This window comes from Streptomyces sp. NPDC104307 (genome assembly GCF_055584045.1).
Window position 1 is genome coordinate 216,079 of the sequence record NZ_JBVJMU010000011.1, and the last position, 22,442, is coordinate 238,520.

The following is a 22,442-nucleotide window of genomic DNA, read 5'->3' on the forward strand; positions in this document are numbered from 1 at the left end:
GTTAAGACGTGTCATGCCCGACTCTGCCGCTAGCCGCTCGCGTATGCCCCTGGCCGTATACATACTCGGCCTCTCCGTCTTCGCACTCGGCACCAGCGAGTTCATGCTCTCCGGACTGCTGCCGCCCATCGCGGACGACATGAACGTGTCGATCCCGCGCGCCGGACTCCTCATATCCGCGTTCGCGATCGGCATGGTGGTGGGCGCCCCGCTGCTCGCCGTCGCGACGCTGCGGCTGCCGCGCCGCACCACGCTCATCGCGCTGATCTCGGTCTTCGGGCTCGGTCAGGTCGCGGGCGCGCTCGCGCCGACGTACGAGATCCTCTTCGCGTCCCGGGTGCTCAGCGCCTTCGCGTGCGCCGGGTTCTGGGCCGTGGGCGCCGCCGTCGCCATCGCGATGGTCCGGGTGAACCAGCGGGCGCGCGCCATGGCCGTGATGATCGGCGGGCTGTCCATCGCCAACGTGCTCGGAGTGCCGCTGGGCGCCTTCCTCGGGGAGAACCTCGGCTGGCGCTCCGCGTTCTGGGCGGTCGGGGTGGCCTCCGCGATCGCCCTCGTCGGCGTGGCGACGCTGATTCCCCGCATCCCCGTGCCGGACGAGAAGCCGCAGCTCAAGCGGGAGGTGGGCATCTACCGCGACCGGCAGGTGTGGCTGTCCATCACGATCACCGCGCTCGCGGCGGGCGGGGTGTTCTGCGCGTTCAGTTATCTCGCGCCGGTGCTCACGGACGTCGCCGGCCTGGACTCCGGCTGGGTTCCGGCCGTCCTCGCGCTGTTCGGGGTCGGCGCGCTGATCGGTACGACGATCGGCGGCCGGGTCGCGGACGCGCACCTCTTCGGGGTGCTGCTGAGCGGTATCACGGCGTCCACGGTCTTCCTGGCCGCGCTGGCGCTGTTCGCCTCCAACCAGGTCGCCGTGATCGTGCTGTCGTTCCTGCTGGGCCTGTCGGCGTTCTACACGGCCCCGGCGCTGAACGCCCGGATGTTCAACGTCGCGGGCGCCGCCCCCACGCTGGCCGGTGCGACGACCACCGCCGCGTTCAACAGCGGCAACACCGGTGGCCCCTGGCTGGGCGGCGCGGTGATCGACGCGGACTTCGGGTTCGCGGCGACCGCGTGGGCCGGTGCCGCGATGACCGTGCTGGCGCTGGTGGCCGTGGTCGTCTCGCTGCGGTTGCAGCGCGCCCGGGGCTCGTCGTCCCGGCTGGTGGCCAGCGCCCCGGCCGCGGTGCCGTCGCAGTCGCGGGACGCGGTGGAGGTATGCGCCCCCTCGACGAACGGCTGAGCGCGGACGCGGCGGGCGGCTGAGCTCCAGGCCCCCGCCTACCGGCCCGGCAGTTAGGGCCTGTCCGGCGGATCATGGCCGGGGTCACGGTGCCTGGCACGGCACCTCGCCGCGTTACCGAAACGCCCCAATAGCTCCGCTATCGAGACGCTCCGGCGCCTTGCGATGCACCGCACCAGACACCGCGCCCTATCCGACCCTGATCCGCCGGACAGCCCCTAGCGCCCCTTCGGGCGGCGCAGGCCCGCCTCCGTGATCCGGCGCACCAGTTCCTTGGAACCGATCTGCCGGGCCCCGGCCCGTACGGCGTCCTCGTACCGGGTATCCGGTACGTCGTAGTGGTCCCGCTCGAAGGCCCGCGCCGGGCAGCCGATGGACGCCGCGAACGCGTGCAGCTCGTCGAACGAGTCGTCGCTGACCAGGTGCGACCAGAACCGCCCGTGGCCCGGCCAGTCCGGCGGATCGATGTAGACGGTCACGGGCGCGGTATTCCGCCGAGCGCGCCGACCGGGGCGACCGCGACGGTGGCCTTCGTGCAGACCCAGTGCGGGTCGGGGCCCAGCTCCGGTTCGACGTCGAGCGCGTGCGGGTCGCCCGCGTCGCAGACCGGGCACAGCGGCCAGCGGCCGTACTGCTCCAGGAGCGCGTCCTGGACGTCCTGGGCGACGAGGCCGACGACGAATTCCGCGCCCTGCGGCCACTGCTCGACCCACCAGCGGCGGTGCGTCACCGCGTCCTCGACCATCGAGACGATCTGCGCCTGAGCGACGTCTCCGGCGGCGAGGTCGGCCATGACGCGTGCGCGGGCGGTGTGCAGCGCCTGCTCCAGGGGATTCAGCTCCATGCCTCCATTGTCCACCTGCGCACCGCGGCGCCCGCCGCTGCCGCCAGAGGTCGGGACCAAAGGGGGGTTGACGGACCCCGGGGTTGAAAATATCTTTCAAAGGTGACCAATGACTTGAAGGAAAGTTTCAGCGCTGATTCGCCGCCCGCCCCGGCAGCCCTCGCCGCGAAGGTGCGCACGCTCGCGCCGTCCATGACCCGTTCCATGCAGCGGGTCGCGGAGGCGGTCGCGGGCGACCCGGCGGGCTGCGCCGCCCTGACGGTCACCGGTCTCGCCGAGCTCACCGGCACCAGCGAGGCCACGGTGGTCCGCACCGCCCGCCTCCTGGGCTACCCCGGCTACCGCGATCTGCGCCTCGCGCTCGCCGGTCTCGCCGCCCACCAGCAGTCCGGCCGGGCGCCCGCCGTCACCGCGGACATAGCGGTGGACGACCCGATCGCGGACGTGGTCGCCAAGCTCGCCTACGACGAGCAGCAGACCCTCGCGGACACCGCCGCCGGGCTCGACACCGTGCAGCTCGGTGCCGCCGTGGCCGCCGCCGCGACCGCCCGCCGGATCGACATCTACGGGGTCGGCGCCTCCTCGCTCGTCGGCCAGGACCTGGCCCAGAAGCTGGCCAGGATCGGCCTGATCGCCCACTCCAACATGGACCCGCACCTCGCGGTCACCAACGCCGTGCAGCTGCGCTCCGGTGACGTGGCCATCGCGATCACCCACTCCGGTTCGACGGGCGACGTCATCGAGCCGCTGCGGGTCGCCTTCGACCGGGGCGCGACCACGATCGCGATCACCGGCCGCCCCGACGGCCCGGTCACGCAGTACGCCGACCACGTGCTGACCACGTCCACGGCCCGCGAGAGCGAGCTGCGCCCGGCCGCCATGTCGAGCCGGACGAGCCAGCTCCTCGTCGTCGACTGCCTGTTCATCGGGGTCGCGCAGCGCACGTACGAGACGGCGGCTCCGGCCCTCGCCGCGTCCTACGAGGCGCTGGCCCACCGTCACAACCCCCGCACCCGCTGACCGACCCCCGGAAGCCCACGCACCGCACCCGCACCCGCACCCGCACCCGCACCCGCAGAACCGTACGAGTTCAAGAAAGCAGAGCCGCTCTCCATGACCTCCATCACCGACGCCGACGCCACCGCTCCCGACGGATACGGCGAGCTGCGCGCCCAGCTCGAAACCCTCACCACAGAGGCGTTCCGTCCCGAGCTCGCCGAGATCGACCAGCTGGCCACCGAGGAAATCGCCCGGATCATGAATGGCGAGGACCAGACCGTCCCCGTCGCCGTCGCCGCCCGGCTGCCCGAGATCTCCGCCGCGATCGACGCCACCGCGGCGCGCATGGCGCGCGGCGGCCGGCTGATCTACGCGGGTGCCGGAACCGCGGGCCGCCTCGGTGTGCTGGACGCCAGCGAGTGCCCGCCCACCTTCAACACCGACCCGGCGCACGTCGTGGGCCTCATCGCGGGCGGCCCGTCCGCGATGGTCACCGCCGTCGAGGGCGCGGAGGACAGCAAGGAGCTGGCCGCCGCCGACCTGGACGCGCTGGGGCTCACCGCCGAGGACACCGTCGTCGGCATCTCCGCCTCCGGCCGCACGCCGTACGCGATCGGGGCCGTCGAGCACGCCCGTGCCAAGGGCGCGCTGACCATCGGCCTGTCCTGCAACGCGGACTCCGCGCTCGGCGCCGCCGCCGAGCACCCCGTCGAGGTCGTCGTGGGCCCGGAGCTGCTCACCGGCTCGACCCGGCTCAAGGCGGGCACGGCCCAGAAGCTCGTCCTCAACATGCTCTCGACGATCACGATGATCCGGCTCGGCAAGACGTACGGAAACCTCATGGTCGACGTACGCGCCTCCAACGAGAAGCTGCGGGCCCGCTCGCGCCGGATCGTCTCGCTGGCCACCGGAGCGTCGGACTCCGAGATCGAGGCGGCGCTCGCCGCCACCGACGGCGAGGTGAAGAACGCGATCCTCACCATCCTCGGCCAGGTCGACGGCCCCACCGCCGCCACGCTCCTGTCCGCCTCCGACGGCCACCTGCGCGCCGCGCTCGCCGCCGCCCCCCGCACCACCTGACCCTTCGGGCTCCACCCCGCTCCCCGCACAGCAAGGCACCACGCACCATGGCTACAGAAGACAAGAACCGCGCCACTGCCGCCGCGATCCTTCCGCTCGTCGGTGGCGCCACGAACGTCAGCTCCATCGCCCACTGCATGACCCGGCTCCGGCTGGGCCTGCACGACCGCTCGCTCGTGCAGGACGATGCGCTGAAGGCCGTCCCCGCCGTCATGGGTGTGGTCGACGACGACACGTACCAGATCGTTCTCGGTCCCGGTACGGTCGCCCGCGTCACGCCGGAGTTCGAGAAGCTCGTCGAGGAGGGGAAGGCCGCCGCCCCGGCGGCCGACCCCGCCCCGGCCTCCGGAACCCCGCTCAGCGCGGCGGAACTGGCCGCGCAGGGCGCCGAGATGAAGGCGGCCAGGAAGGCGAAGAACGCCACCCCGTTCAAGCTGTTCCTGCGCAAGATCGCCAACATCTTCGTGCCCCTGATCCCGGCCCTGATCGGCTGCGGCATCATCGCGGGCCTGAACGGCCTGCTGGTCAACCTGGAGTGGCTGCCCTCGGTCACCCCGGCCCTGGCGGCGATGGCGTCCGGCTTCATGGCGCTGATCGCGGTCTTCGTCGGATACAACACGGCGAAGGAGTTCGGCGGTACGCCGATCCTCGGCGGCGCGGTCGCGGCCATCATCGTCTTCCCGGGCGTCGCGAACATCGAGGCGTTCGGCCAGAAGCTCTCCCCCGGACAGGGCGGCGTCCTCGGCGCCCTGGGCGCGGCGGTGCTCGCGGTGTACGTGGAGAAGTGGTGCCGTCGCTGGGTCCCGGAGGCGCTGGACGTCCTGGTCACCCCGACCCTGACGGTCCTGATCTCCGGACTGGTGACGATCTTCGGCCTGATGTACGTGGCCGGTGAGGTGTCCACCGCGATCGGTACGTTCGCGGACTGGCTGCTGTCCAACGGCGGCGCGGGCGCGGGTCTGGTCCTCGGCGGGTTCTTCCTCCCGCTGGTCATGCTGGGCCTGCACCAGGCGCTGATCCCGATCCACACCACGCTGATCGAGCAGCAGGGCTACACCGTCCTGCTCCCGATCCTCGCCATGGCCGGTGCGGGCCAGGTCGGTGCGGCCATCGCGGTCTACTTCCGCCTCCCCCGCAACGAGTCGATCCGCAAGACCATCAAGTCCGCCCTGCCCGCAGGGTTCCTGGGCGTCGGGGAGCCGCTGATCTACGGTGTCTCGCTGCCGCTGGGCCGTCCGTTCATCACGGCGTGCGTGGGCGGTGCGTTCGGCGGCGCGTTCATCGGCTTCTTCAACCAGCTCGGCGACGCGGTCGGCTCCACCGCGATCGGCCCGTCCGGCTGGGCCCTGTTCCCGCTGCTGGACGGCAACCACGGCCTGGGCGCGACGATCGCGATCTACGCGGGCGGCCTGGTCGTGGGCTACCTGGCCGGCTTCGTCGCCACGTACTTCTTCGGCTTCAGCAAGGACCTGCTGGCTGAGTTCAACGTGTCCCAGGAACCGTCGGCGTCCCCGGCGGGTACTCCGGAACCGGTGACCGCGAAGGGCACCCCGGCGGAGGAACCCGCGGCGGTCTGAGGCACACACCTGAAAGCGGCGGCACCCACAAGGTGCCGCCGCTTTCCTGCGCGCCTCAGACCGGGAAGGCGTCCGTGGCCAGCGTGACGCCGAAGGGCGCGGGCAACCCGAGCGGCTTGCCGAACGGCACCGCCTCCGAGCACTTGTACGTGCCGTCCTCGTTCGGCTCGGTGAACAGCGTGCTCATCGCCCCACGCGTGTCGAACCGGTCGATCAGCAGATACATCGGCACACCCGCACGCGCGTAGGCGCGGTACTTCTTGGTCCGGTCCTCCCGGGCGTTCCCCTTCGACGTGATCTCGACGACGAGGAGCGCTTCGGAGGCGCCCTGGGGATCACCGGCCTCGGGGTCGGCTCCATCGATCAGCTCGGTCGGCATGACGACGAGATCGGGTACGTACAGCTTGTCGAGGGGCGCCACATGCACGCCCAGAGTCTGATAGACGCCCAGTTCGTCGGAGAGGTTCGCGTAGAGGCGGCGCTGCACCTTGTCGGCAATCCCGCTGTGCTGCGCATACGGCGGCGGTACCAAGCGGATCCGCCCTTCGTCGATCTCGGCGCGCCATCCCTCGGGCACGTCCAGTTCCTGCCACGTGCGCAGCAGGTAGTCCCATGGCCAGCCTTCGGAATCCTGCTCGCGCTCGACCATCGCGACGGTCATTCGGGTCCCTTCCCCCTGAGGCCTGTCCGGCGAGCGTAGATCGACGGTTTCCGCAACGCGGTGCCGCTTACCTCCCCGTCCCACGATCGTGTGACGGACGCACCGGGCAACCCGCCCCGCTCAGCGTTCGGAGGCGACCGGCTCGGGCGGCCGGACCCGTTGGACGGTGACGAGGGAGATCCCCGCACAGCACACGGCCAGGAGCAGCACCTCGGGGAGGGACGGGGCGGGGGCGCTGTCCAGGGCCCAGTCGCCGAGCCGGACGGTGAAGGGGACGGCCAGTTGGACGGCGGCCGTGAAGACCGGGCCGCGGAGCAGGATGAGGCGGTGCTGTACGAGGTAGGCGGGGGCGTAGACGACCGCGCCGAGCACCACGATGCCGCCCGTCGCGGCGAGCGTCGGGGGGTGGGCGATCAGCGCGGGCAGGGCCATCGGCAGCAGCAGACAGCTGGCCGCCGCCAGCAGTACGGGCAGCACGGCCAGCGGCGGCAGCCCGGAAAGGCGTTCCCGGTACAGGAACCCGTACACCGCGAACGCCACCGTCGCGGCGGCCACCAGCAGCAGCCCCACCGCGTCCAGGTCCCCGGCGTCCGCGCCCAGCGCCGCGTATCCGGCGGCCGCCGCGCAGGCGATGACCGCGCCCAACGCCTTGCGGGGCCCGGACCGTTCGCCGAAGAACAGCGCGCCGACGGCCACGGAGGCGCACGGCATCAGCGCGACGACCAGGTTGGTCAGGGAGGTGCCGATGCGCGGGATGGCGAGCAGGGTGCCGGCCGCGTACCCGGCGAAGCCGAGCAGCCCCAGCAGCCAGACGGTCCCCGGCCGGGCGGCGGCCCGCCGCAGGTCCGCCCGGCCGCTCGTGCTCGACGCGGCGACAGCGGTGAGCACCAGACAGCACACGGCGGTACGGCCCACCGCGACGATCAGCGGATCGGTACCGGTGACCAGCGCGCCGGACAGCAGCCAGGTACCGGAGAGCAGCAGGACGAGAACGGCCGGCACGGGGTGTCCTTTCGACTTCGACGGTGGGACCGCGGGCTGCCCTCATCGGCACAGGGCAGCCCGCGGCACGGCGTCACCTCAGGGGCGGGCCGTGATCTTGTAGGTGGCCTTCGCGTCGGGCAGGCCGCCCGTGCTGTGGGCGGTGACCGTGAAGGTGGACTTCGCGGCCCGGAGCGGTTCCCCGGTGATGCCGCCGGTGTCCTTGTTCAGCCGGAGCCCCTTCGGGAGGGCACCGCCTGTCACCTCGTAGCGGACCGTCGCCGGGGTGTTCGTGGTCAGCCGCGCCTCGTAGAGCTGGTGCGTCCTGGCCGTCGGCAGCGTCGTAGGACTCAGCCGGGGCGCCGGGGCCGAGACGTCCTGGGCGGTGCCGACCGGCTGTCCGGCAGCGTCGAGTTCCTGGAGCGACCACCGCTTGCCGGGGGTGACCTCCGTCAGGTGCCAGCGGGTGGACCGGTCCCGGAAGCTCGCCTTCTGGGCCTCGGTGAAGGCGCCGAGGTTGCGTGCCGTGTCCCACTGCTTGATCGCGTCGAGCAACTGCTTGCCGTGCTCGCCGCTCGCGGTGAGTGCGGAGACCGAGGCCTGGAAGCCGGAGCCCGCGTTCAGGCCCGCGCCCCGTGCCAGGACACTTTCGAAGTCGGCCAGGTTCTCTGTGCCCGACAGCTGGATCCAGCCCAGCATCCCCGGCAGGAAGTTGTCCTTGTAGTACGCGTTGTTGATGAAGACCTGGTCCATGCTGGTCACGCCGACCTCGCCCCAGCTCGCGCGGGTGAGCGCGTCCCAGGTGTTGGACGTCATCCGGCTGGTCTCGGTGACGAACCCGTCCTTCTCGGCGTTCCCCTTGTAGGCGCCGTTGATCAGGCGGGCCTGGCCGTAGGAGCCCCAGCCGGACTCGGAGGCCGATTCCACTCCGTCGTAGGAGTTGGACATGATTCCGGTGTTGTTCCAGGCGGTGGACAGCCGGGTGGCGATCTCGTCGATGATGCCGTTTCCGCCGATCGCCCCGTTGTAGCTGTTGACGATCACCCGGGCGGTGCGGTCACCCGTGGCGTGGTCAACGGCGGCCGAGCTCCACCGGGCACGCTTGAGTCCGGTCACCTCCCACTCGTCGCCAGTCTGCCGGGCCCCGGTGTATTCGACGAACTCGTCCCCGATGCGCAGGATCTTGCTGTGCAGCCCGTCCGCGAGCAGCGTGCCGGAGTCGAGGTACACCGTGGTGTCGCCTGCCGCCAGCGGGCGGGTCAGGGTGGCGCGGCCGCCCGTCGCGAGGCGGTCGTCGGCCGACTTCACGTAGGCGTCGTCGGTGCTGATGAAGTCGGAGATGGTGTGCACACCGAGCCGTACGCCGTTGGCCCTGGCAACGTCGACCGCTGCCTCGGCCCCGGCGTCGCTGCCGCCCAGGCCCGCGTCGAACCGGTAGTGCCCCGTCGTCTGCCAGGGCCCGACCGAGTTGGGCAGGGAGTAGATGTAGTCGATGCCGGCCGCCTTCGCGAAGCCGGCGCCCGCGGGGATGTTGGCCGTCTTGAGATCCCTCAGTACGAGGAAGGACTGGCTGCTCGCCTGGGCCGTCTTCTGCCACTGCCCGTTCTGCGTCGGGTACGGCAGGCTCTCGCCGCGTGCGATGTCCGACAGGACCGTCGGCGTCATCTCGGGCGAGGCGCCGAACAGCGCGACCTTGGAGCCGGTGACCTTCGCGGTGGCCGCGGGCAGCGGGCCGACCGGAATCCGGTAGCCGCCGACGTTCTGCCGCTCCCGCTCCTTCGTGTAGTCGTACGTGAAGGACCGCAGTACGGAGCCCCACGGCGTCCTGCCCGCGGCGCTCCACTCCTCGTGCGGGGCCACCTGGAGCTTGGACGGGTTGTCCTCGACCTCGTCCTCCCAGCCGAACTTCTGGTACTCCTGCGGCCAGGCGCCCTCGGTGCGGTCGGTGAGCGGTTTCAGGCCGATGGCGAAGTCCTGGTCCCGGACCACGCCGACGGATTCGCCGACGGTCCGGGTGACGGACGTCGCGAGGGGGCCCCAGAGCAGCGTCTGCGCGTCGGCCCCGGCCGGTACGTCGACCCGGACCGCTTCGAGGGTGGCGTAGCCGTCCTCGTCCCGCACCCGCACATCGATCCGGAGTCCGGCCTTCCTGTTGGTGAAGGTCAGCAGCCCGCCGTCCCGCCCGGAGCGCCGGACCTCGGTCGGCCGCACCTGACGCCCGTCGACCACCAGGCTGACCAGGGAGGCCGCCTTCCCGGCGGCGGCGTAGTCCTTGCCGGTGCGGGAGTCCTTGAGGGCGGTCACGGTCCCGGTGGAGTCCAGTCCGATGTCCAGGTAGCCGGCCGCTATCTCCAGCGCGGCGTGCGCCCCGTGGTGCGCGGTCCGGGCGGACGGTGTGCCGGTGCCCTCCGCGCCGTTGGCCGGTACGGCCGCGACGACACCGATACTCAGGGCCACCGCACTCGCCCCGACCGCCGTGCTCCATGTGCGTGTACGCCTCATGTGATGACCCTTCATCAAGAAGTAACAGCAATAACAGGGGTAGATGGAGCAGAGGAGCCGGAGGGAGTGCGGCTGCGGCTCAGAGCCGGACGACCTGCCCGGTCAGCCGCGCCCGCTCCGCCGCGAACACCACCCGGTGGCTGTCCCGGCTCGCGCTCGCACCGGTGAGCAGCAGCTCGGGCCGTCCTTCGTGGTGGGCCCGGACGAAGGCGTCGAGCAGGGCCGCGTCGCCGCCGCCGTGGCCCTCCGCGGCGGAGGAGCCGCCGTTGTCGGTGTCGATGACGGTGCGCTCGTCGGTGGTGAAGTCGTAGATCTCGATGGTGCGTCCGTCACCCGTGAGCTGGCCGAGGGTGCCGAAGATCTTGGTGTGGCGGTTCTCCTGCGGGGTGAAGGCGGTCAGCGTGAAGGCGGCCGTGACGCCGCCCTCGTACTGGAGGCTGACGACCTGGTGGTCCACCACGTCGTTGTCGCTGCGGTAGACGCACCGCCCGTACGGCCCCTCGGTCATGGCCTGTTCGACCGCCTCCTCGGTCAGTTCGTCCGAGGCGATCCGGGTGAAGTAGCGCTTGACGCCGCCCTCGCGCAGCCCGATCTGGTAGAGCTTGCGCGCCGAGTACGGGCAGGAAGGTTCGACGGCGCAGGACACGCACCGCTCCCCCGCGCCTTCCGGTGCGTTCTCGGCGCGGAAGTGCCGGAGCGAGCCGAACGACGAGACGGCCTCTACGGGCCTGCCGACGATGTGACCCAGCCAGTCGATGTCGTGGCAGGACTTGGTGAGCAGGGCGAAGCTGGACCGCTCCTCGCGGCTCCAGTTGCCGCGTACGAAGGAGTGCGCGAAGTGCCAGTAGCCGATGGGCTCCAGGTGCTGGACGCTGACGATGTCACCGATGCGCCCCTGGTCGACCAGGGTCTTGAGCCGCTCGCTGTACGGCGAGTAGCGCATGACGTGGCATACCGTCAGGGAGACGACCGCCGCCTCGGCCGCCGCCGCGATGCGGTCGCAGTCCTCGGCGCTGAGGGCCATCGGCTTCTCCAGCAGGATGTCGTAGCCGAGGGCGGCGAACGCCTCCGCGGCCTCCAGGTGCATGGAGTCCTGGACCGCGATGATCACGGCGTCGGCCAGGCGCGGCACGGCCGCGAGCTCGCGCCAGTCGGTGTACCGCCGCTCCTGCCCAATGGCGTGCCGGTCCGCGAGTTCGTCGCGCCGGCCGGTCCTCGGGTCCGCGACGGCGACGAAGGAGACGGGGGTCGTGCCGTCCGCCGCGAGGTCCGCGTATCCGGTTCCTCTGGCACCCGCGCCCGCGAGGACGAGGGTGAGCGGCCGGTCGAGTGGGCGGCCTCGGTGGGAGAGGAGATTACTGAAGACCTGCTCGGTCGCGTCGACGTGCGTAACTGTCACGGTCATCCCTTGACGGCCCCTCCGGTGAGGCCCTTGACGAAGTGTTTCTGGAGGACGATGTAGAAGATCAGCACCGGCAGCGCGGCCAGGAACATCAGGCCGAAGACCTGGCCGAAGTCCTGCTGGTGCTCCCCGATCGCCCGGTACACCCCGACGGTGACGGTGGTTCCGCCCGCCGGGCCGAGGATGATCAGCGGGTTGAGGAAGTCGTTCCAGATCCACACCCCCAGGAAGATCAGCACACTGGCGGTCGCGGGCCTGAGCAGTGGAAAGACGACCTGCCAGAACGTGCGCCAGCGGCCGGCGCCGTCGATCGCGGCGGACTCCTCCAGCTCCATCGGGATGGTGCGGATGAACCCGGAGAAGACGAAGACGCCGAAGGGCACGTAGTAGCCGACGTTGAAGGCGACGATCCCCTGGAGGGTGGCCATCATCCCGGTCAGCTGGAGCATGTCGGTGACGGGGACGAGGATCACCTGCGGCGGGATCATCAGCCCCGCCAGCAGCACCAGCATCGTGATCCGCGCGGTCCGGCTGCGGCTGCGGCACAGGTAGTGCCCCAGCATCGCGGAGAACACGGTGAGCAGCACGATCGAGGTCAGGGTGATCGTGACGCTGTTGATCAGGCCGTTCCAGAACAGCTGATCGGGCCGGGACAGCGCGGCGGAGAGGTTGTCGAGCGTCGGCGGCCAGGGCAGCGAGGCCGGCGAGTCGGTGATCTCTTCGCCGTGCTTGAAGACGTTGGCGAGTACGAGGTAGAGCGGCAGGAAGAACACCGCGGTCGCGACGAGTGCGACGACCGGCCTCACCCAGGGCGCGCGTTCACGCTGTTGCATCAGAAGTCCACCTCACGGCGCTGGAGGAAGCGCAGCACGACGCTGGAGACCACGGCGACGATCACCAGCATGATCAGGGCCATCGCGGAGGCCTCACCGGTCCGGTTGGCGGTGAAGCCGGTCTGGACGACGGAGAAGGCGAGGGTCGCCGTGGTGCCGGTGCCCGGTCCCCCGTTGGTGAGGACCTGGATGTGGTCGTACGCCTTGAAGCCGGTGATCAGGAGCATCACGGTGTTGATGGTCAGGGCGGGGGCCAGCATCGGCCAGGTGACCTTGCGGAACCGCAGCCAGGGCCCGGCGCCGTCGATCGCGGCGGCCTCGTGCAGTTCCTGCGGTACGCCCTGGAGTCCGGCGAGGTAGACCACGGCGCAGAAGCCGAGCATCTGCCAGCTGATGATGAAGCCGACCGAGTACAGCGCGATGTCGGGGTCGGAGAGCCAGCCCGGCGGGGTGTCGACGCCCAGCGAACGCAGCACGGTGTTGACGAGCCCGTCGTCGGTGAGCATCGCCTGCCAGACGACGGACACGACGACGGCGCTGAGGACGACGGGGACGAAGAAGACGCTGCGCAGCGCCTTGTACAGCCAGCCGTCCCGGTCGAGCAGCAGGGCCACGGCGAGGCCGCACACGTTGGGGACGATCACCACGATGAGGGTGAGGATCGTCGTCACCCTGAGCGCGGTGAGGAACTCCTCGTCACCGAGCAGCCGGGTGTAGTTGTCGAGGCCGGTGAAGTGGGTCTCGGGTGCGAACTGGTTGGCGTTGGTGAAGCTGTAGCCGACGCTGAGCACGATCGGGGCGAGCACGAAGCAGGCGTACACGAGCAGGCCGGGTGCGCCGAAGCCGAGGAAGTGCCGGACGGCGGGCCAGGGGCTGCGGCGGGCGGGGCCGCCGGGCCCGCTGGGGGCCGGGGGGCGGGAGGCGGGGACGGTGTCCGCGGCGGTGCGCCGCTCCGTCCCGGTCGCGGGAGTCGACGTCGCGGGAGTCGTCACTGGGTATCGGCCTTCGCCCAGTCGTCGTCGAGCGCCTTCGTCGCCTGGTCGGCGTCCTTGCGCCCGGCGATGATGTCCTGCGCCAGGGCGAAGGTCTTGTCGACCATGCCGGGCAGCAGCGCGTCGTCACCCGTCTCGATCAGGAAGGCGTTGACGACCCCGTCGCTCTTCGCCGCCTCGTCGTACACCTTGACGGTGGCGTTGTAGACGGGCCCCATACCGGCGGGCGGGGTGTAGCCCTTCATCGCGATGATGGCGCCGTCGCTCTTCACCACCGCGTCCTGGTTGACCTTGTCCTGCTGGAAGGCGAGCGCGAACTCCTTCGCCTCCTTGAGGTTCTTGGACTTCGCGGAGACCGACATGCCGCCGCCGGTGTACGAGGGCAGGGCGGGGGAGCCGTCGTCCGTCGGGAACGCGAAGACACCGATGTCGTCCTTCATCGGGCTCTTGTCGGCGGCGGTGGCGAACCAGGTGCCCATCGGGTACATCGCGCCCTTGCCGCCGAGGAACGCCTTCTCGGTGTTGGCGTAGTCGCGCGAGAGCCCCGCCTTGTCGACGTACCCCTTCTTGACCAGGCCGACGAACTTGTCCGTCGCGCCCTTGAAGTCGGCGTCGTTGAACGTGACCTTGCCCGCGCGGCGCTGGGCGATCCAGTCCGGCGTCTTCTTGTAGACGTCCGTGCCGACGAGGGCGGTCCACAGGTAGGAGGAGGCGAAGGCGTCCTTGCCGCCACCGCCGACGACGAACGGGTCGATGCCCTTGTCCTTGAGCTTCGCGGACGCGGCGAGGAGTTCCTTGTACGTCTTCGGCGGCGCCGTGACGCCCGCCTTGGCGAAGAGCTTCTTGCTGTAGTAGACGAGCGGCGTCGGCTGGGTGTTGTACGGCAGTTGGTAGACCTTGCCGCCGATGGGGTTGGACTGCGGGAACGTGTAGGAGGCGAGCTCCTTGTCCGTCCACGGCGCCATCTCCCCCGCCTCCGCGAAGCCGACCGGGGACACCGAGATCATCACGTCCGGGAACTGACCGGAGGCCAGCAGCTGCTTGGCGTATCCGGTGCGGTCGGCACTGGGCGCGACCAGCTTCTTGACCTTCAGCCCGGGAACCTTGCTCTCGGCCCGCGCGATGGCGTCGTCCCAGTACTTCGCGTCCAGGTTGGGGGTCTCGAAGGTGAGGAAGGTGATCGTCCTGGTGCCGTCCCCGCCTCCGCCCGCCGTGTCGGAGCCGGCCGGGGAGCAGGCAACTCCCGTGGCACCCAGCAGAGTTACGGCGGCAGCGAGGCGCGTGATGCGGTTCACTTGGTGGTCCTCAATTCAGAAGGTCAGCAGCGCCGCTGATTATTTTTGGTACCTTCTCAAATAATGATGCGCCGATAGTGCAGCGCTCATCCGTACGGAGTCAAGGGGTCGACACCATATGACCGTTGCCGGGGGAGACTCGTCCCTGCTGCGCCGCCTCAACGCGGCAGCCGTACTGCGCGTGCTGTACGAGGCGCGCAGCCTCACGCTGACCGAGCTGGTGCAGTCCACCACCGTCACCCGCGCCACCGTCGAGAACGCGCTCACCGGCCTCGTCGAGCAGGGCTGGGTCGAGGAGGTCGCACCGCCCGCCGACGGCCGCCGCCAGGTCGGCCGCCCCGCCAAGAGCTACCGCTTCCGCGTGGAGGCGGGCTGCGTCCTCGGCCTCGACATCGGCATGCACAAGGTCCTCGCCATGGTCACCGACCTCGGCGGACAGGTCCTCGCCACCCGGCAGACGGCGGTCTCCCCCGGCCTCCCGGCCGCAGACCGCATCGCCGCCGCGCGCACCCTGGGCCACCGCACCCTGCGCGGCGCGGGCCTGCGCGCCGCCGATGTCCAGGCGGTCGGCATCGGCTCCACCGGTATCGTCGACGCGGCGGGCAGGGTACGGCTCAGCTCGCTGCTTCCCGACTGGACCGGCACCGATCTGCCGGGCGCGTTCACCGAACCGTTCGGCGCCGAGGTGGTCGCGGCCAACGACACCAAGATCGCCGCCCTGGGTGAGCACTGGAACGGCGCGGCGACCGACGCCCGCGACGTCCTCTACATCCACGCGGGCCGACACATCTCCGCAGGTTCGCTGATCGACGGCCGCCTGCACACCGGCCGCAACGGTGCGTCTGCCGAGATCGGCAACCTTCCGGCCGCCCGCTGGCGCAGCGCCCCCGAGCACCCCCTGCGCTGGCTGGACGAGGGCCGGGACCAGGGCCGGGACGACGTCGAGGACCTGTTCGCGGCGGTCCGCGCCAACGACCCGAGCGCCCTGGAGGCCCTGGAGCACTACGCCGACGACCTGGTCCAGGGCATCGCGGCGATGGTGCTGGCCATGGACCCCGAACTCGTGGTGATCGGCGGCGGGGTCTCCCTCGCCGGCGACCTCCTCCTCGACCCGCTGCGCGAGCGCCTCGACGCCCTCTGCCTGTTCCCGGTGGACGTGGTCGCCTCCCGGCTCGGCGACCAGTCGGTCGCCACGGGGGCGGTACGGCTCGCTCTGGACGCGGTGGAGAAGCGGCTGTTCGAGGTGTCCGCCAGGGGCTGACCCGTCGCGGGCGTCTCCGGAGCCGCTCCTGCCGGGCAGCGCGTCCACGGGCGGGCCGGGCGCGGCAGGTCAGCCGGTGCGCGGGCGGTCGCGCCCTCCCGGCAACGCGGCGACCAGCACCGCGCCGAGCACCAGGAGGGCGGCGGTGACGGTGAGCGCGAGCGAGAAGCCCTCGGTCGCGGCGGGCAGCGGGCCCTGCCGCGCGGCCAGGGCGTCCGCGCGGCGTGCGGCCACCGCGACGAGCACCGCCACCCCCACGGCGCCGCCGACCTGTTGGACGGAGCTGAGGACGGCCGAGCCGAGCCCGGCGTTCTCCTCCGTGGTTCCCGTGAGCGCGGCGACGGTCAGGGCGGGCAGGGTGAGTCCACAGCCGAGGCTCGTGAGGAGCATGCCGGGCAGCACTCCGCGGGCGTAACCGATGTCCGGTGTCACGCCGGACAGCAGCAGGATTCCGGCCGCGCTGACCAGGAACGAGAGGACGAGGGCCGGGCGCGTCCCGAGCCCGGCCACGGCCCGGGAGGAGAGCCACATGCCCGCCAGGATGCCCGCGCAGTACGGCAGGTAGGCGACCCCGGCCGTGAGGGGGCGGTAGCCGAGCACGGTCTGCAGGTGAACCATCAGCAGGAAGGCCATCGCGTACATGGCGGCGGAGAACAGCAGCGTCGCCCCGTTCGCCACCGCGCGAATCCGGTGGGCCAGGAACGCCAGTGGCACCAGCGGCTCGGCGGTCCGCGCCTCCACCACGACGAACGCGGCGGCGAGCACCACGGCCAGCACCAGCGGCGCCACCCCGCCGAGGTCCCGCCAGCCCGACTCCCCGGACTCCCCGGCCCTGAGCAGCCCGTAGACCAGGGACACCAGGGCGCCGGTACCGAGGACCGCACCGGGTACGTCGAGCCGCCCCACCCGCCCGGCCCGGCTCTCCGGAACCAGGCGCGGGAGCAGCACCAGGGTCACGAGGGCCACCGGCAGGTTGATCAGGAAGATCCAGCGCCAGGACGCGAGACCGGTCAGCGCACCGGAGATCACCAGGCCCGCCGTCCCGCCGAGACCGGCGATACCGCCCCAGACGCCGAACGCCCTGGCCCGCTCCCCGGGGCCGGGGAACAGCAGGGTGATCATCGCCAGCGCAGCCGGTGCGCACATGGCCGCCCCCGCACCCTGGACGAACCGCCCGGTGACGAGCTGCCACGGCTCCTGCGCGAGCCCGCAGACGAGGCTCGCCGCACCGAACAGCGCCACCCCGGCCAGGAACACGCGTCTGCGGCCGAGCAGATCCGCCATGCGGCCGAACAGCAGCAACAGGCCGCCGAACGCCAGGAAGTAGGCGTTGACGACCCAGGACAGACCTGCGGCCCCGAAGCCCAGTTCGTCGCGGATGCTGGGCAGCGCGACGCTCACCACGTTGTCGTCCAGGACGAGCATGAACTGTACGAAGCACAGCACCACCAGCGCGGGTCCCCGGCGCGCGGAAGCGGCATCGGCCTCTGAGCCGGTCGTGGTCGTCTTCGATGCGGATGTCATGCCGGGCGTCCCGTCGTCGTGAGCGGCTGGCGGCGCCGGACGGGGGGACGCGGACCGGCCCACGCGCTCAGCGGCACAGAACAACGCTATGCAGGGGCCGTTCTGGCCGCTACGGGCTACGAGGTCAGCTCGTATCGCGTTGGGGACATAGCCTCGGGGGCATGACCAATGACGTCTTCGGGGACATCCCGGCCGGGGTCGGCGCCATCGTCGTGGGGAACTTCCCGCTGGCGGCCGGGCAATGGTTCGTCCCGCACCACCACCCGCAGCACCAACTGGCCTGGGCTCGGCGCGGGGTGCTCGGCGTCGCGGTCGGGGACGCGCACTGGGTCCTGCCGCGCACAACGGCGCTGTGGGTGCCCGCAGGCGTCGTGCACCGGACCGGCGCGACCCGGGACGCGGTCCTGTGCAGCCTCTACTTCCACCCGGACCGGTGCGACAAGAGCTGGACGGAGCCCACACCCGTCGCGGTGGACGGGCTGCTGGCCCACCTGATCGCCCACCTCGGCCGCGACAACCTCCCCGACGACGAGCGGCTGCGGGCGGAGGCGGTCGTGCTGGACCTGCTGCACCCCTTGCCGGCCACGCCCATCGACGTACCGGAGCCCACCGACGCCCGCGTCCGCGCCGTGGCCGACGCACTGCTCGCCCGCCCCGACGACCCCCGGGGCCTGGAGGCGCACGCACGGGCGGTGGGGACCAGCCGACGCACCCTCACCCGGCTCTTCGTCCAGGACACCGGCATGAACTTCGACCGCTGGCGCACCCACGTACGGCTGCGCGCGGCGCTCCCCCTGCTCGCCGAGGGCCTGCCCGTCTCCCGGGTCGCGCGCACCGTCGGGTACGCGACGCCGAGCGCCTTCCTCGCGGCGTTCCGGCGGACGGTCGGCACCTCGCCGGGGCGCTACCTCAACGGCGACGCGTCGCCCGAGGCAGCGGAACCCGATTCCTGACCCCTGGTCATCTCTCCTGACCCCTGATCATCTCTCCTGCCCCCTGATCATCTCCAGCAGCAGGCCGTGCGTCTCCCGGTCGGCCGCGACCACCAGTCCCTCCGCGCCGGTGTGCGGCGGCTGCCCGTGGATGCCGGTCACCACACAGCCCGCGGCCTCGCACAGGGCGATGCCCGCGGCGAAGTGCACGCTGTCGCGCAGCCCGCGCCCGTCCGTGACGTACGCGGCCCTGCGCCCCGCCGCGACCCAGGCCACGGCAAGCGTGCTGGAGACCACGCGCGGCCGGAAGTGCTCCGCGAACTCCGGTGCGGCCAGCAGGCCGACCGCCCGGAAGCCGGGCGCGTTGGGAAATGGCGGGTCGAGGTTGACGTCGACCAGCCGCGACCCGGACGAGGGCGCCAACTCCTCGTCCGTACCACCCGTATCGCCCCTGTGGAGGCGGGCGCGCTCGCCGTCCGTCCAGAACACCTCGCCGCCGAACGGGTCGGCCGAAGCCGCCGCCGTGATGGACGACCCCTCGCGCAGGGCGACGTTCACCGCGACCACCATCGTGTTCACGGCGTAGTTCAGCGTGCCGCACAACGGGTCGACCAGCCACCTGCGTTCGGCGCCGTCCGCTCCCGTGCGGCCGCTCTCCTCACCCGTCACCGCGTCATCGGGCCGGGCGGTACGCAGGACGTCCAGGATGGCCTTCTCCGCGGCGAGGTCGGCGGCCGTCGCGAAGTCACCGCCGCCCTTGTCGAACCGCTGCGGCGATGTCCCGTACATCTCCCGGACCACCGCCGCGCCCGCCCGCACCGCTCTGACGGCCAGTTGTGCGTCGCTTTCCGTGTTCATGCCGAGCATGAACACCGGGATATCAGCGCCCATTCCCGTCGCGGCAGAACACCCCTTCGCATCCTCATCGAGGCAGCTGCCCCTCCCGGTTGACCTCCGTCACCCGCGCCCGCAGCACGAGCCCCGGCGACGCCGGCCGGACGGACTCCGGCGGGCAGTCCCACTCCGGGCCACCGCCGGGCGGCCGCAGCCGCACATACGGCCCGACGCGCGCCGTCACCCGGCCCACCCGTCCGTCCCGCACATCCACGACGAACGATCCGGGCTCCGGCGTACACGCCTCCGGCTCACCGCCCTCACCCGCCATGACCTGCCGCCTTTCCGTCCAGCACCCCGCTCAGCCGCCGCACCGTGTCGAGGTTGCAGCGCCCGAGATCCACGAGCACGCCCGGCCCGCTCCCCGCACACGAGACCGGGTCGATCCCCAGCGAAGGCAAGGTGATCCCGACCCCCGCGAGCCCTTCCCGCAGCCGCTCGACCGCCTCCTCCGCCTCCCGCACTCTGCCTGCCGTAACCCTGCGCTGCTCCGTTGTCGTCATGATCCATTCCTTCCACGCTGAGTAATGTCAATGCATACCCAGCGTGGCCAATATCTCGTTAGCCTGGAAGAGGTGCGGTTCCAACAACCGCTGGTGCGTCACAGGGAGTTGTCATGCCGGGTCCCAGAAAGCTCGATCCCTCCGCCTCGCCCCGCGCCCTCCTGGGCGCCGAACTCCGCCACAGAAGAGAGGCGGCGGGCCTCTCCCAGACGGACCTGGGCGCCCCGCTCTTCCTCAGCGGCTCGTTCATCGGCCAGCTGGAGTCCGGGGTGCGGCGCATGCAGATGGACCAGGCGGAGAAGTTCGACGAGATGCTCGGCGCGGACGGCTTCTTCGTACGGAACTGCGAGGCGCTGAAGAAGTCGAAGTACCCGGAACACTTCGCGGAGGCGGCCGAGGCGGAGGCCCGCGCGGAAACCATCCGCGAGTACGCGCCGCAGCTCATCCCGGGCCTGTTGCAGACGGAGGGGTATGCGCGGGCGGTGTTCCGCGCGTATCAGCCGACAGCAGAAGAGAGCGTCATCGACGAGTTGGTGGCGACCCGGCTGGAGCGCGCCCAGATCCTCGCCGATCCAACAGCCCCGTTGTTGTGGGTGGCACTGGACGAGGCAGTGTTACGCCGACGGGTGGGCGGGCCCGAGGTGATGGCGGAATCCCTGTGTCACATCGCAGGCCTTGCCAGGCGGCACCGGATCATCTTGCAGGTTCTGCCATTCAGTGCGGGGGCCCATGCGGCACTGAACGGGGCTCTCAAGATGATGTCCTTCTGCGACGCACCTCCACTTGCCTATCTCGAAGTCCTGGGTGTCGGGAGGCTGGAGGACGATCCAGCCGCCGTCGCTCGCTACGACCTGTCATACGATCTGGTCGCGGCCAGCTCACTGTCCCCCGATGAGTCCCTGGCCCTGATCGAGACCGTGGCGGAGGAATTCACGCATGAAGCTCAAGAGCTCTGACTACGACCTGTCAAGGGCGACCTGGCACAAGTCCTCATACAGCGGGGGCGAGGGCGGAAACTGCGTGGAGATCGCGACCTGGCACAAGTCGACGTTCAGCGACGCCAGTGGGGGCAACTGCCTGGAGCTCGGCACCTGGCGCAAGTCCAAGCACAGCGGCGGAGACGGCGGGGACTGCCTCGAAGTCCTCGACGGGCTTCCCGAGGCCGTCCCCGTACGCGATTCCAAGGTGGCCGACGGCCAGGTGCTGATGTTCCGCATGGGCGCCTGGCAGTCGTTCGTCACCGATCTCAAGCGCGGCTGACCGGACACCTGGTGCCACGGGCCGGCACCGTCAGATCGGTCAGGTAGCCGTTGACGGCGTTCTCCATGCACGGGCCGCTGGTGACGCTGCCGTGGCCCTGCCCCTCGTACGTCAGGAGCACGCCGCTGCGGCCGAGCTGCCGGGCCACCGAGACCGCCCACGGGTAGCCGGTGGCGGGATCGTGGAGTGCATTGGACACCAGGACCGGCGGGGCGCCGTGGGCGGTGAGGCGGTGCTGCGGGTTGGCGGTCGGCATGCCCAGGCAGGCCGCGGTCATGTGGACCGGCAGCAGGTGGGGCAGGTCGGGCGCGGCACTGTTCATCGTCCGGACGAGTGAGGCGTATTCCGGGTAGTCGCGTACGGGCAGGTGCCAGTCGGCGCAGAAGACCGGGGTCGCGGGCGGGAGCGGCATGGCAGAGGTGGGTGAGGCGGGGAGCGGGCTGCTCGCCTCCATCCCGGCGATCGCGGTGGCCAGTTCGGCGTACTTCACGTCGTAGAACTTCTTGAAGGCGATCCGGTTGACCAGATCGGCCGGTGAGAGGGCGGTTCCCGGGCGGTCGGGGTTGTCGAGTTCGCCGCGTTCGGCCCGGCCCAGCAGCCCCTGCCAGACGGCGTGCACGTCGCGGCCGTGCAGCGCGCAGGCCGAGTCGTCGGCGCACCACTTGGTGAACTCGTCGAAGGAGTCCTGCGCCGCGACCGCTTGGGACCTCAGGAGGTCACGGGTGCGGGTGACGCTGTGGTCCATCACGCTCTCCAGCACCATGGCGCGGACCCGGTGCGGGTACGTCTCGGCGTACTGCGCCCCGAGCAGGGTGCCGTACGAGCTGCCGTGGAACGTCAGCCGGGTCTCTCCGAGGGCCGCCCGCAGCGCGTCCAGGTCCTGGACGGTCTGGCCCGAGTCGAGGTGGTCGAACACCGGGCCGGTGCGGGCCCGGCAGTCGGCGCGGAGCCGCTTGTTGTACGCGAGAGTGGCGTCGAAGTCCGTCTGGCTCGCGAGATCTGCGGACGGGCGGCGGGCCAGCAGCTCGGCCGAGCAGTTCACCGGGCTGCTGGCACCGACGCCGCGCGGGTCGAAGCTGACGATGTCGAACCTGCGGCGGACCTCGGGGCTGAACCGGCTGATGCCGCCCACGACCCGCTCCACCCCGGAGTCGCCGGGCCCTCCGGGGCCGAACACCATCGAGCCGACGCGGGCGCCGGGCCCGGTGGCTTTGCGGCGGGCCACGGCCAGGCCCAGTGTCGGTCCCTCCGGGTCGGACCAGTCGACGGGGACGTCGAGTGTGGCGCACTCGGCTCCCGGTTCGTCCGGGGCGCCGCACGGAGCCCAGTGCAGCGTCCGGGCGGCCGGCACCGGGGCCGCGTGCGCGGCGGGCCCGGCGACGCATCCCATGACGGCGGCGACGGCGGTCCCCACGGCGACGGCCGTGGTCCGTGTGGCGGTGCGGCGTAACGCTGACGGGCCCCTGACGGGCGTAGATCGTCCCAGCATGAATCGTCCTCCTGGCGAGACCGGGCATGGCGGACGTGGCCAAGGAGAGATGCGGTCCTCGACCGGTCCTTGCGGTCACGCTAGGCGCGGGACGGGCCGTCCGGCGGCGCTGTCAGGGGCCGTTCCGG

At 71.3% G+C, this 22,442-nt stretch carries 22 protein-coding genes; 8 read left to right on the forward strand and 14 right to left on the reverse strand.

Annotated elements, in window-relative coordinates; translation table 11 throughout:
- The first annotated feature begins 43 nt into the window (after nucleotides 1-43).
- Complete coding sequence (locus ACZ601_RS26020; RefSeq protein ID WP_469542114.1) at nucleotides 44-1,285, forward strand: Cmx/CmrA family chloramphenicol efflux MFS transporter; 1,242 nt, start codon at nucleotides 44-46, stop codon at nucleotides 1,283-1,285.
- A 218-nt stretch (nucleotides 1,286-1,503) separates the two neighbouring features.
- On the opposite strand, the gene ACZ601_RS26025 is transcribed toward ACZ601_RS26020, so the two are convergent.
- A complete protein-coding gene (locus ACZ601_RS26025) occupies nucleotides 1,504-1,764 on the reverse strand; it encodes a DUF4031 domain-containing protein (protein WP_440577255.1) in 261 nt (86 codons plus the stop codon).
- Nucleotides 1,761-2,129, reverse strand: coding sequence for a hypothetical protein (locus tag ACZ601_RS26030; protein WP_469542117.1), 369 nt, complete (start codon nucleotides 2,127-2,129; stop codon nucleotides 1,761-1,763). Before ACZ601_RS26030 ends, ACZ601_RS26025 begins: the two co-directional genes overlap by 4 nt.
- 102 nt (nucleotides 2,130-2,231) lie before the next feature.
- Between ACZ601_RS26030 and ACZ601_RS26035 the strand changes: the two genes are divergently transcribed.
- From ACZ601_RS26035 to ACZ601_RS26045, 3 genes are all read left to right on the forward strand, one after another.
- Nucleotides 2,232-3,149 (forward strand): MurR/RpiR family transcriptional regulator, encoded by a 918-nt coding sequence (locus ACZ601_RS26035; RefSeq protein ID WP_440577257.1) that lies wholly within the window; start codon nucleotides 2,232-2,234, stop codon nucleotides 3,147-3,149.
- A 93-nt stretch (nucleotides 3,150-3,242) separates the two neighbouring features.
- Complete coding sequence (gene murQ / locus ACZ601_RS26040) at nucleotides 3,243-4,208, forward strand: N-acetylmuramic acid 6-phosphate etherase (protein ID WP_469542120.1); 966 nt, start codon at nucleotides 3,243-3,245, stop codon at nucleotides 4,206-4,208.
- Nucleotides 4,209-4,255: 47 nt separating this feature from the next.
- Nucleotides 4,256-5,785, forward strand: a complete 1,530-nt coding sequence (locus ACZ601_RS26045; RefSeq protein WP_469542123.1) for a PTS transporter subunit EIIC — start codon at nucleotides 4,256-4,258, stop codon at nucleotides 5,783-5,785.
- A 55-nt stretch (nucleotides 5,786-5,840) separates the two neighbouring features.
- Here ACZ601_RS26045 and ACZ601_RS26050 read toward each other — a convergent pair whose 3' ends face one another.
- From ACZ601_RS26050 to ACZ601_RS26080, 7 genes are all read right to left on the reverse strand, one after another.
- Nucleotides 5,841-6,446, reverse strand: coding sequence for a Uma2 family endonuclease (locus ACZ601_RS26050; RefSeq protein WP_469542124.1), 606 nt, complete (start codon nucleotides 6,444-6,446; stop codon nucleotides 5,841-5,843).
- A gap of 120 nt (nucleotides 6,447-6,566) precedes the next feature.
- On the reverse strand, nucleotides 6,567-7,448 hold the full coding sequence (locus ACZ601_RS26055) for an EamA family transporter (protein WP_469542127.1): 882 nt from the start codon (nucleotides 7,446-7,448) through the stop codon (nucleotides 6,567-6,569).
- Between the two features lie 78 nt (nucleotides 7,449-7,526).
- Nucleotides 7,527-9,929 (reverse strand): Ig domain-containing protein, encoded by a 2,403-nt coding sequence (locus ACZ601_RS26060; RefSeq protein ID WP_469542130.1) that lies wholly within the window; start codon nucleotides 9,927-9,929, stop codon nucleotides 7,527-7,529.
- Nucleotides 9,930-10,008: 79 nt separating this feature from the next.
- Entirely contained in the window at nucleotides 10,009-11,334 is a 1,326-nt protein-coding gene (locus ACZ601_RS26065; protein ID WP_469542132.1) for a Gfo/Idh/MocA family protein, read from the reverse strand.
- On the reverse strand, nucleotides 11,331-12,164 hold the full coding sequence (locus ACZ601_RS26070; RefSeq protein ID WP_469542135.1) for a carbohydrate ABC transporter permease: 834 nt from the start codon (nucleotides 12,162-12,164) through the stop codon (nucleotides 11,331-11,333). Before ACZ601_RS26070 ends, ACZ601_RS26065 begins: the two co-directional genes overlap by 4 nt.
- Entirely contained in the window at nucleotides 12,164-13,156 is a 993-nt protein-coding gene (locus ACZ601_RS26075) for a carbohydrate ABC transporter permease (RefSeq protein ID WP_469542138.1), read from the reverse strand. The genes ACZ601_RS26070 and ACZ601_RS26075 overlap by 1 nt, the downstream gene beginning before the upstream one ends.
- On the reverse strand, nucleotides 13,153-14,451 hold the full coding sequence (locus ACZ601_RS26080; protein WP_469542141.1) for an ABC transporter substrate-binding protein: 1,299 nt from the start codon (nucleotides 14,449-14,451) through the stop codon (nucleotides 13,153-13,155). Before ACZ601_RS26080 ends, ACZ601_RS26075 begins: the two co-directional genes overlap by 4 nt.
- Nucleotides 14,452-14,569: 118 nt before the next feature.
- Between ACZ601_RS26080 and ACZ601_RS26085 the strand changes: the two genes are divergently transcribed.
- The gene (locus tag ACZ601_RS26085) at nucleotides 14,570-15,712 is read left to right on the forward strand and encodes an ROK family transcriptional regulator (RefSeq protein ID WP_469542144.1); all 1,143 of its coding nucleotides are present in this window, start codon (nucleotides 14,570-14,572) and stop codon (nucleotides 15,710-15,712) included.
- Between the two features lie 69 nt (nucleotides 15,713-15,781).
- On the opposite strand, the gene ACZ601_RS26090 is transcribed toward ACZ601_RS26085, so the two are convergent.
- Entirely contained in the window at nucleotides 15,782-17,236 is a 1,455-nt protein-coding gene (locus ACZ601_RS26090; RefSeq protein WP_469542147.1) for an MFS transporter, read from the reverse strand.
- 161 nt (nucleotides 17,237-17,397) lie between these two features.
- Here ACZ601_RS26090 and ACZ601_RS26095 point away from each other — a divergent pair, with 161 nt between their 5' ends.
- On the forward strand, nucleotides 17,398-18,189 hold the full coding sequence (locus ACZ601_RS26095) for a helix-turn-helix domain-containing protein (protein WP_469542150.1): 792 nt from the start codon (nucleotides 17,398-17,400) through the stop codon (nucleotides 18,187-18,189).
- A 27-nt stretch (nucleotides 18,190-18,216) separates the two neighbouring features.
- On the opposite strand, the gene ACZ601_RS26100 is transcribed toward ACZ601_RS26095, so the two are convergent.
- The 3 genes from ACZ601_RS26100 to ACZ601_RS26110 are packed head-to-tail and all read right to left on the reverse strand — an operon-like array spanning nucleotide 18,217 to nucleotide 19,565.
- Complete coding sequence (locus ACZ601_RS26100; RefSeq protein WP_469542153.1) at nucleotides 18,217-19,035, reverse strand: inositol monophosphatase family protein; 819 nt, start codon at nucleotides 19,033-19,035, stop codon at nucleotides 18,217-18,219.
- Nucleotides 19,036-19,090: 55 nt separating this feature from the next.
- Nucleotides 19,091-19,333, reverse strand: a complete 243-nt coding sequence (locus tag ACZ601_RS26105) for a hypothetical protein (RefSeq protein ID WP_469542156.1) — start codon at nucleotides 19,331-19,333, stop codon at nucleotides 19,091-19,093.
- The gene (locus tag ACZ601_RS26110; RefSeq protein WP_469542158.1) at nucleotides 19,323-19,565 is read right to left on the reverse strand and encodes a hypothetical protein; all 243 of its coding nucleotides are present in this window, start codon (nucleotides 19,563-19,565) and stop codon (nucleotides 19,323-19,325) included. The genes ACZ601_RS26105 and ACZ601_RS26110 overlap by 11 nt, the downstream gene beginning before the upstream one ends.
- A gap of 113 nt (nucleotides 19,566-19,678) precedes the next feature.
- On the opposite strand from ACZ601_RS26110, the gene ACZ601_RS26115 reads away from it, so the two are divergent.
- Complete coding sequence (locus ACZ601_RS26115; protein ID WP_469542161.1) at nucleotides 19,679-20,521, forward strand: helix-turn-helix domain-containing protein; 843 nt, start codon at nucleotides 19,679-19,681, stop codon at nucleotides 20,519-20,521.
- Complete coding sequence (locus ACZ601_RS26120; RefSeq protein ID WP_469542164.1) at nucleotides 20,502-20,825, forward strand: DUF397 domain-containing protein; 324 nt, start codon at nucleotides 20,502-20,504, stop codon at nucleotides 20,823-20,825. Before ACZ601_RS26115 ends, ACZ601_RS26120 begins: the two co-directional genes overlap by 20 nt.
- On the opposite strand, the gene ACZ601_RS26125 is transcribed toward ACZ601_RS26120, so the two are convergent.
- Nucleotides 20,812-22,314: an alpha/beta hydrolase gene (locus tag ACZ601_RS26125; RefSeq protein WP_469542167.1), complete on the reverse strand. Its 1,503-nt coding sequence runs from the start codon at nucleotides 22,312-22,314 to the stop codon at nucleotides 20,812-20,814. The genes ACZ601_RS26120 and ACZ601_RS26125 overlap by 14 nt on opposite strands.
- Between the last annotated feature and the right edge of the window lie 128 nt (nucleotides 22,315-22,442).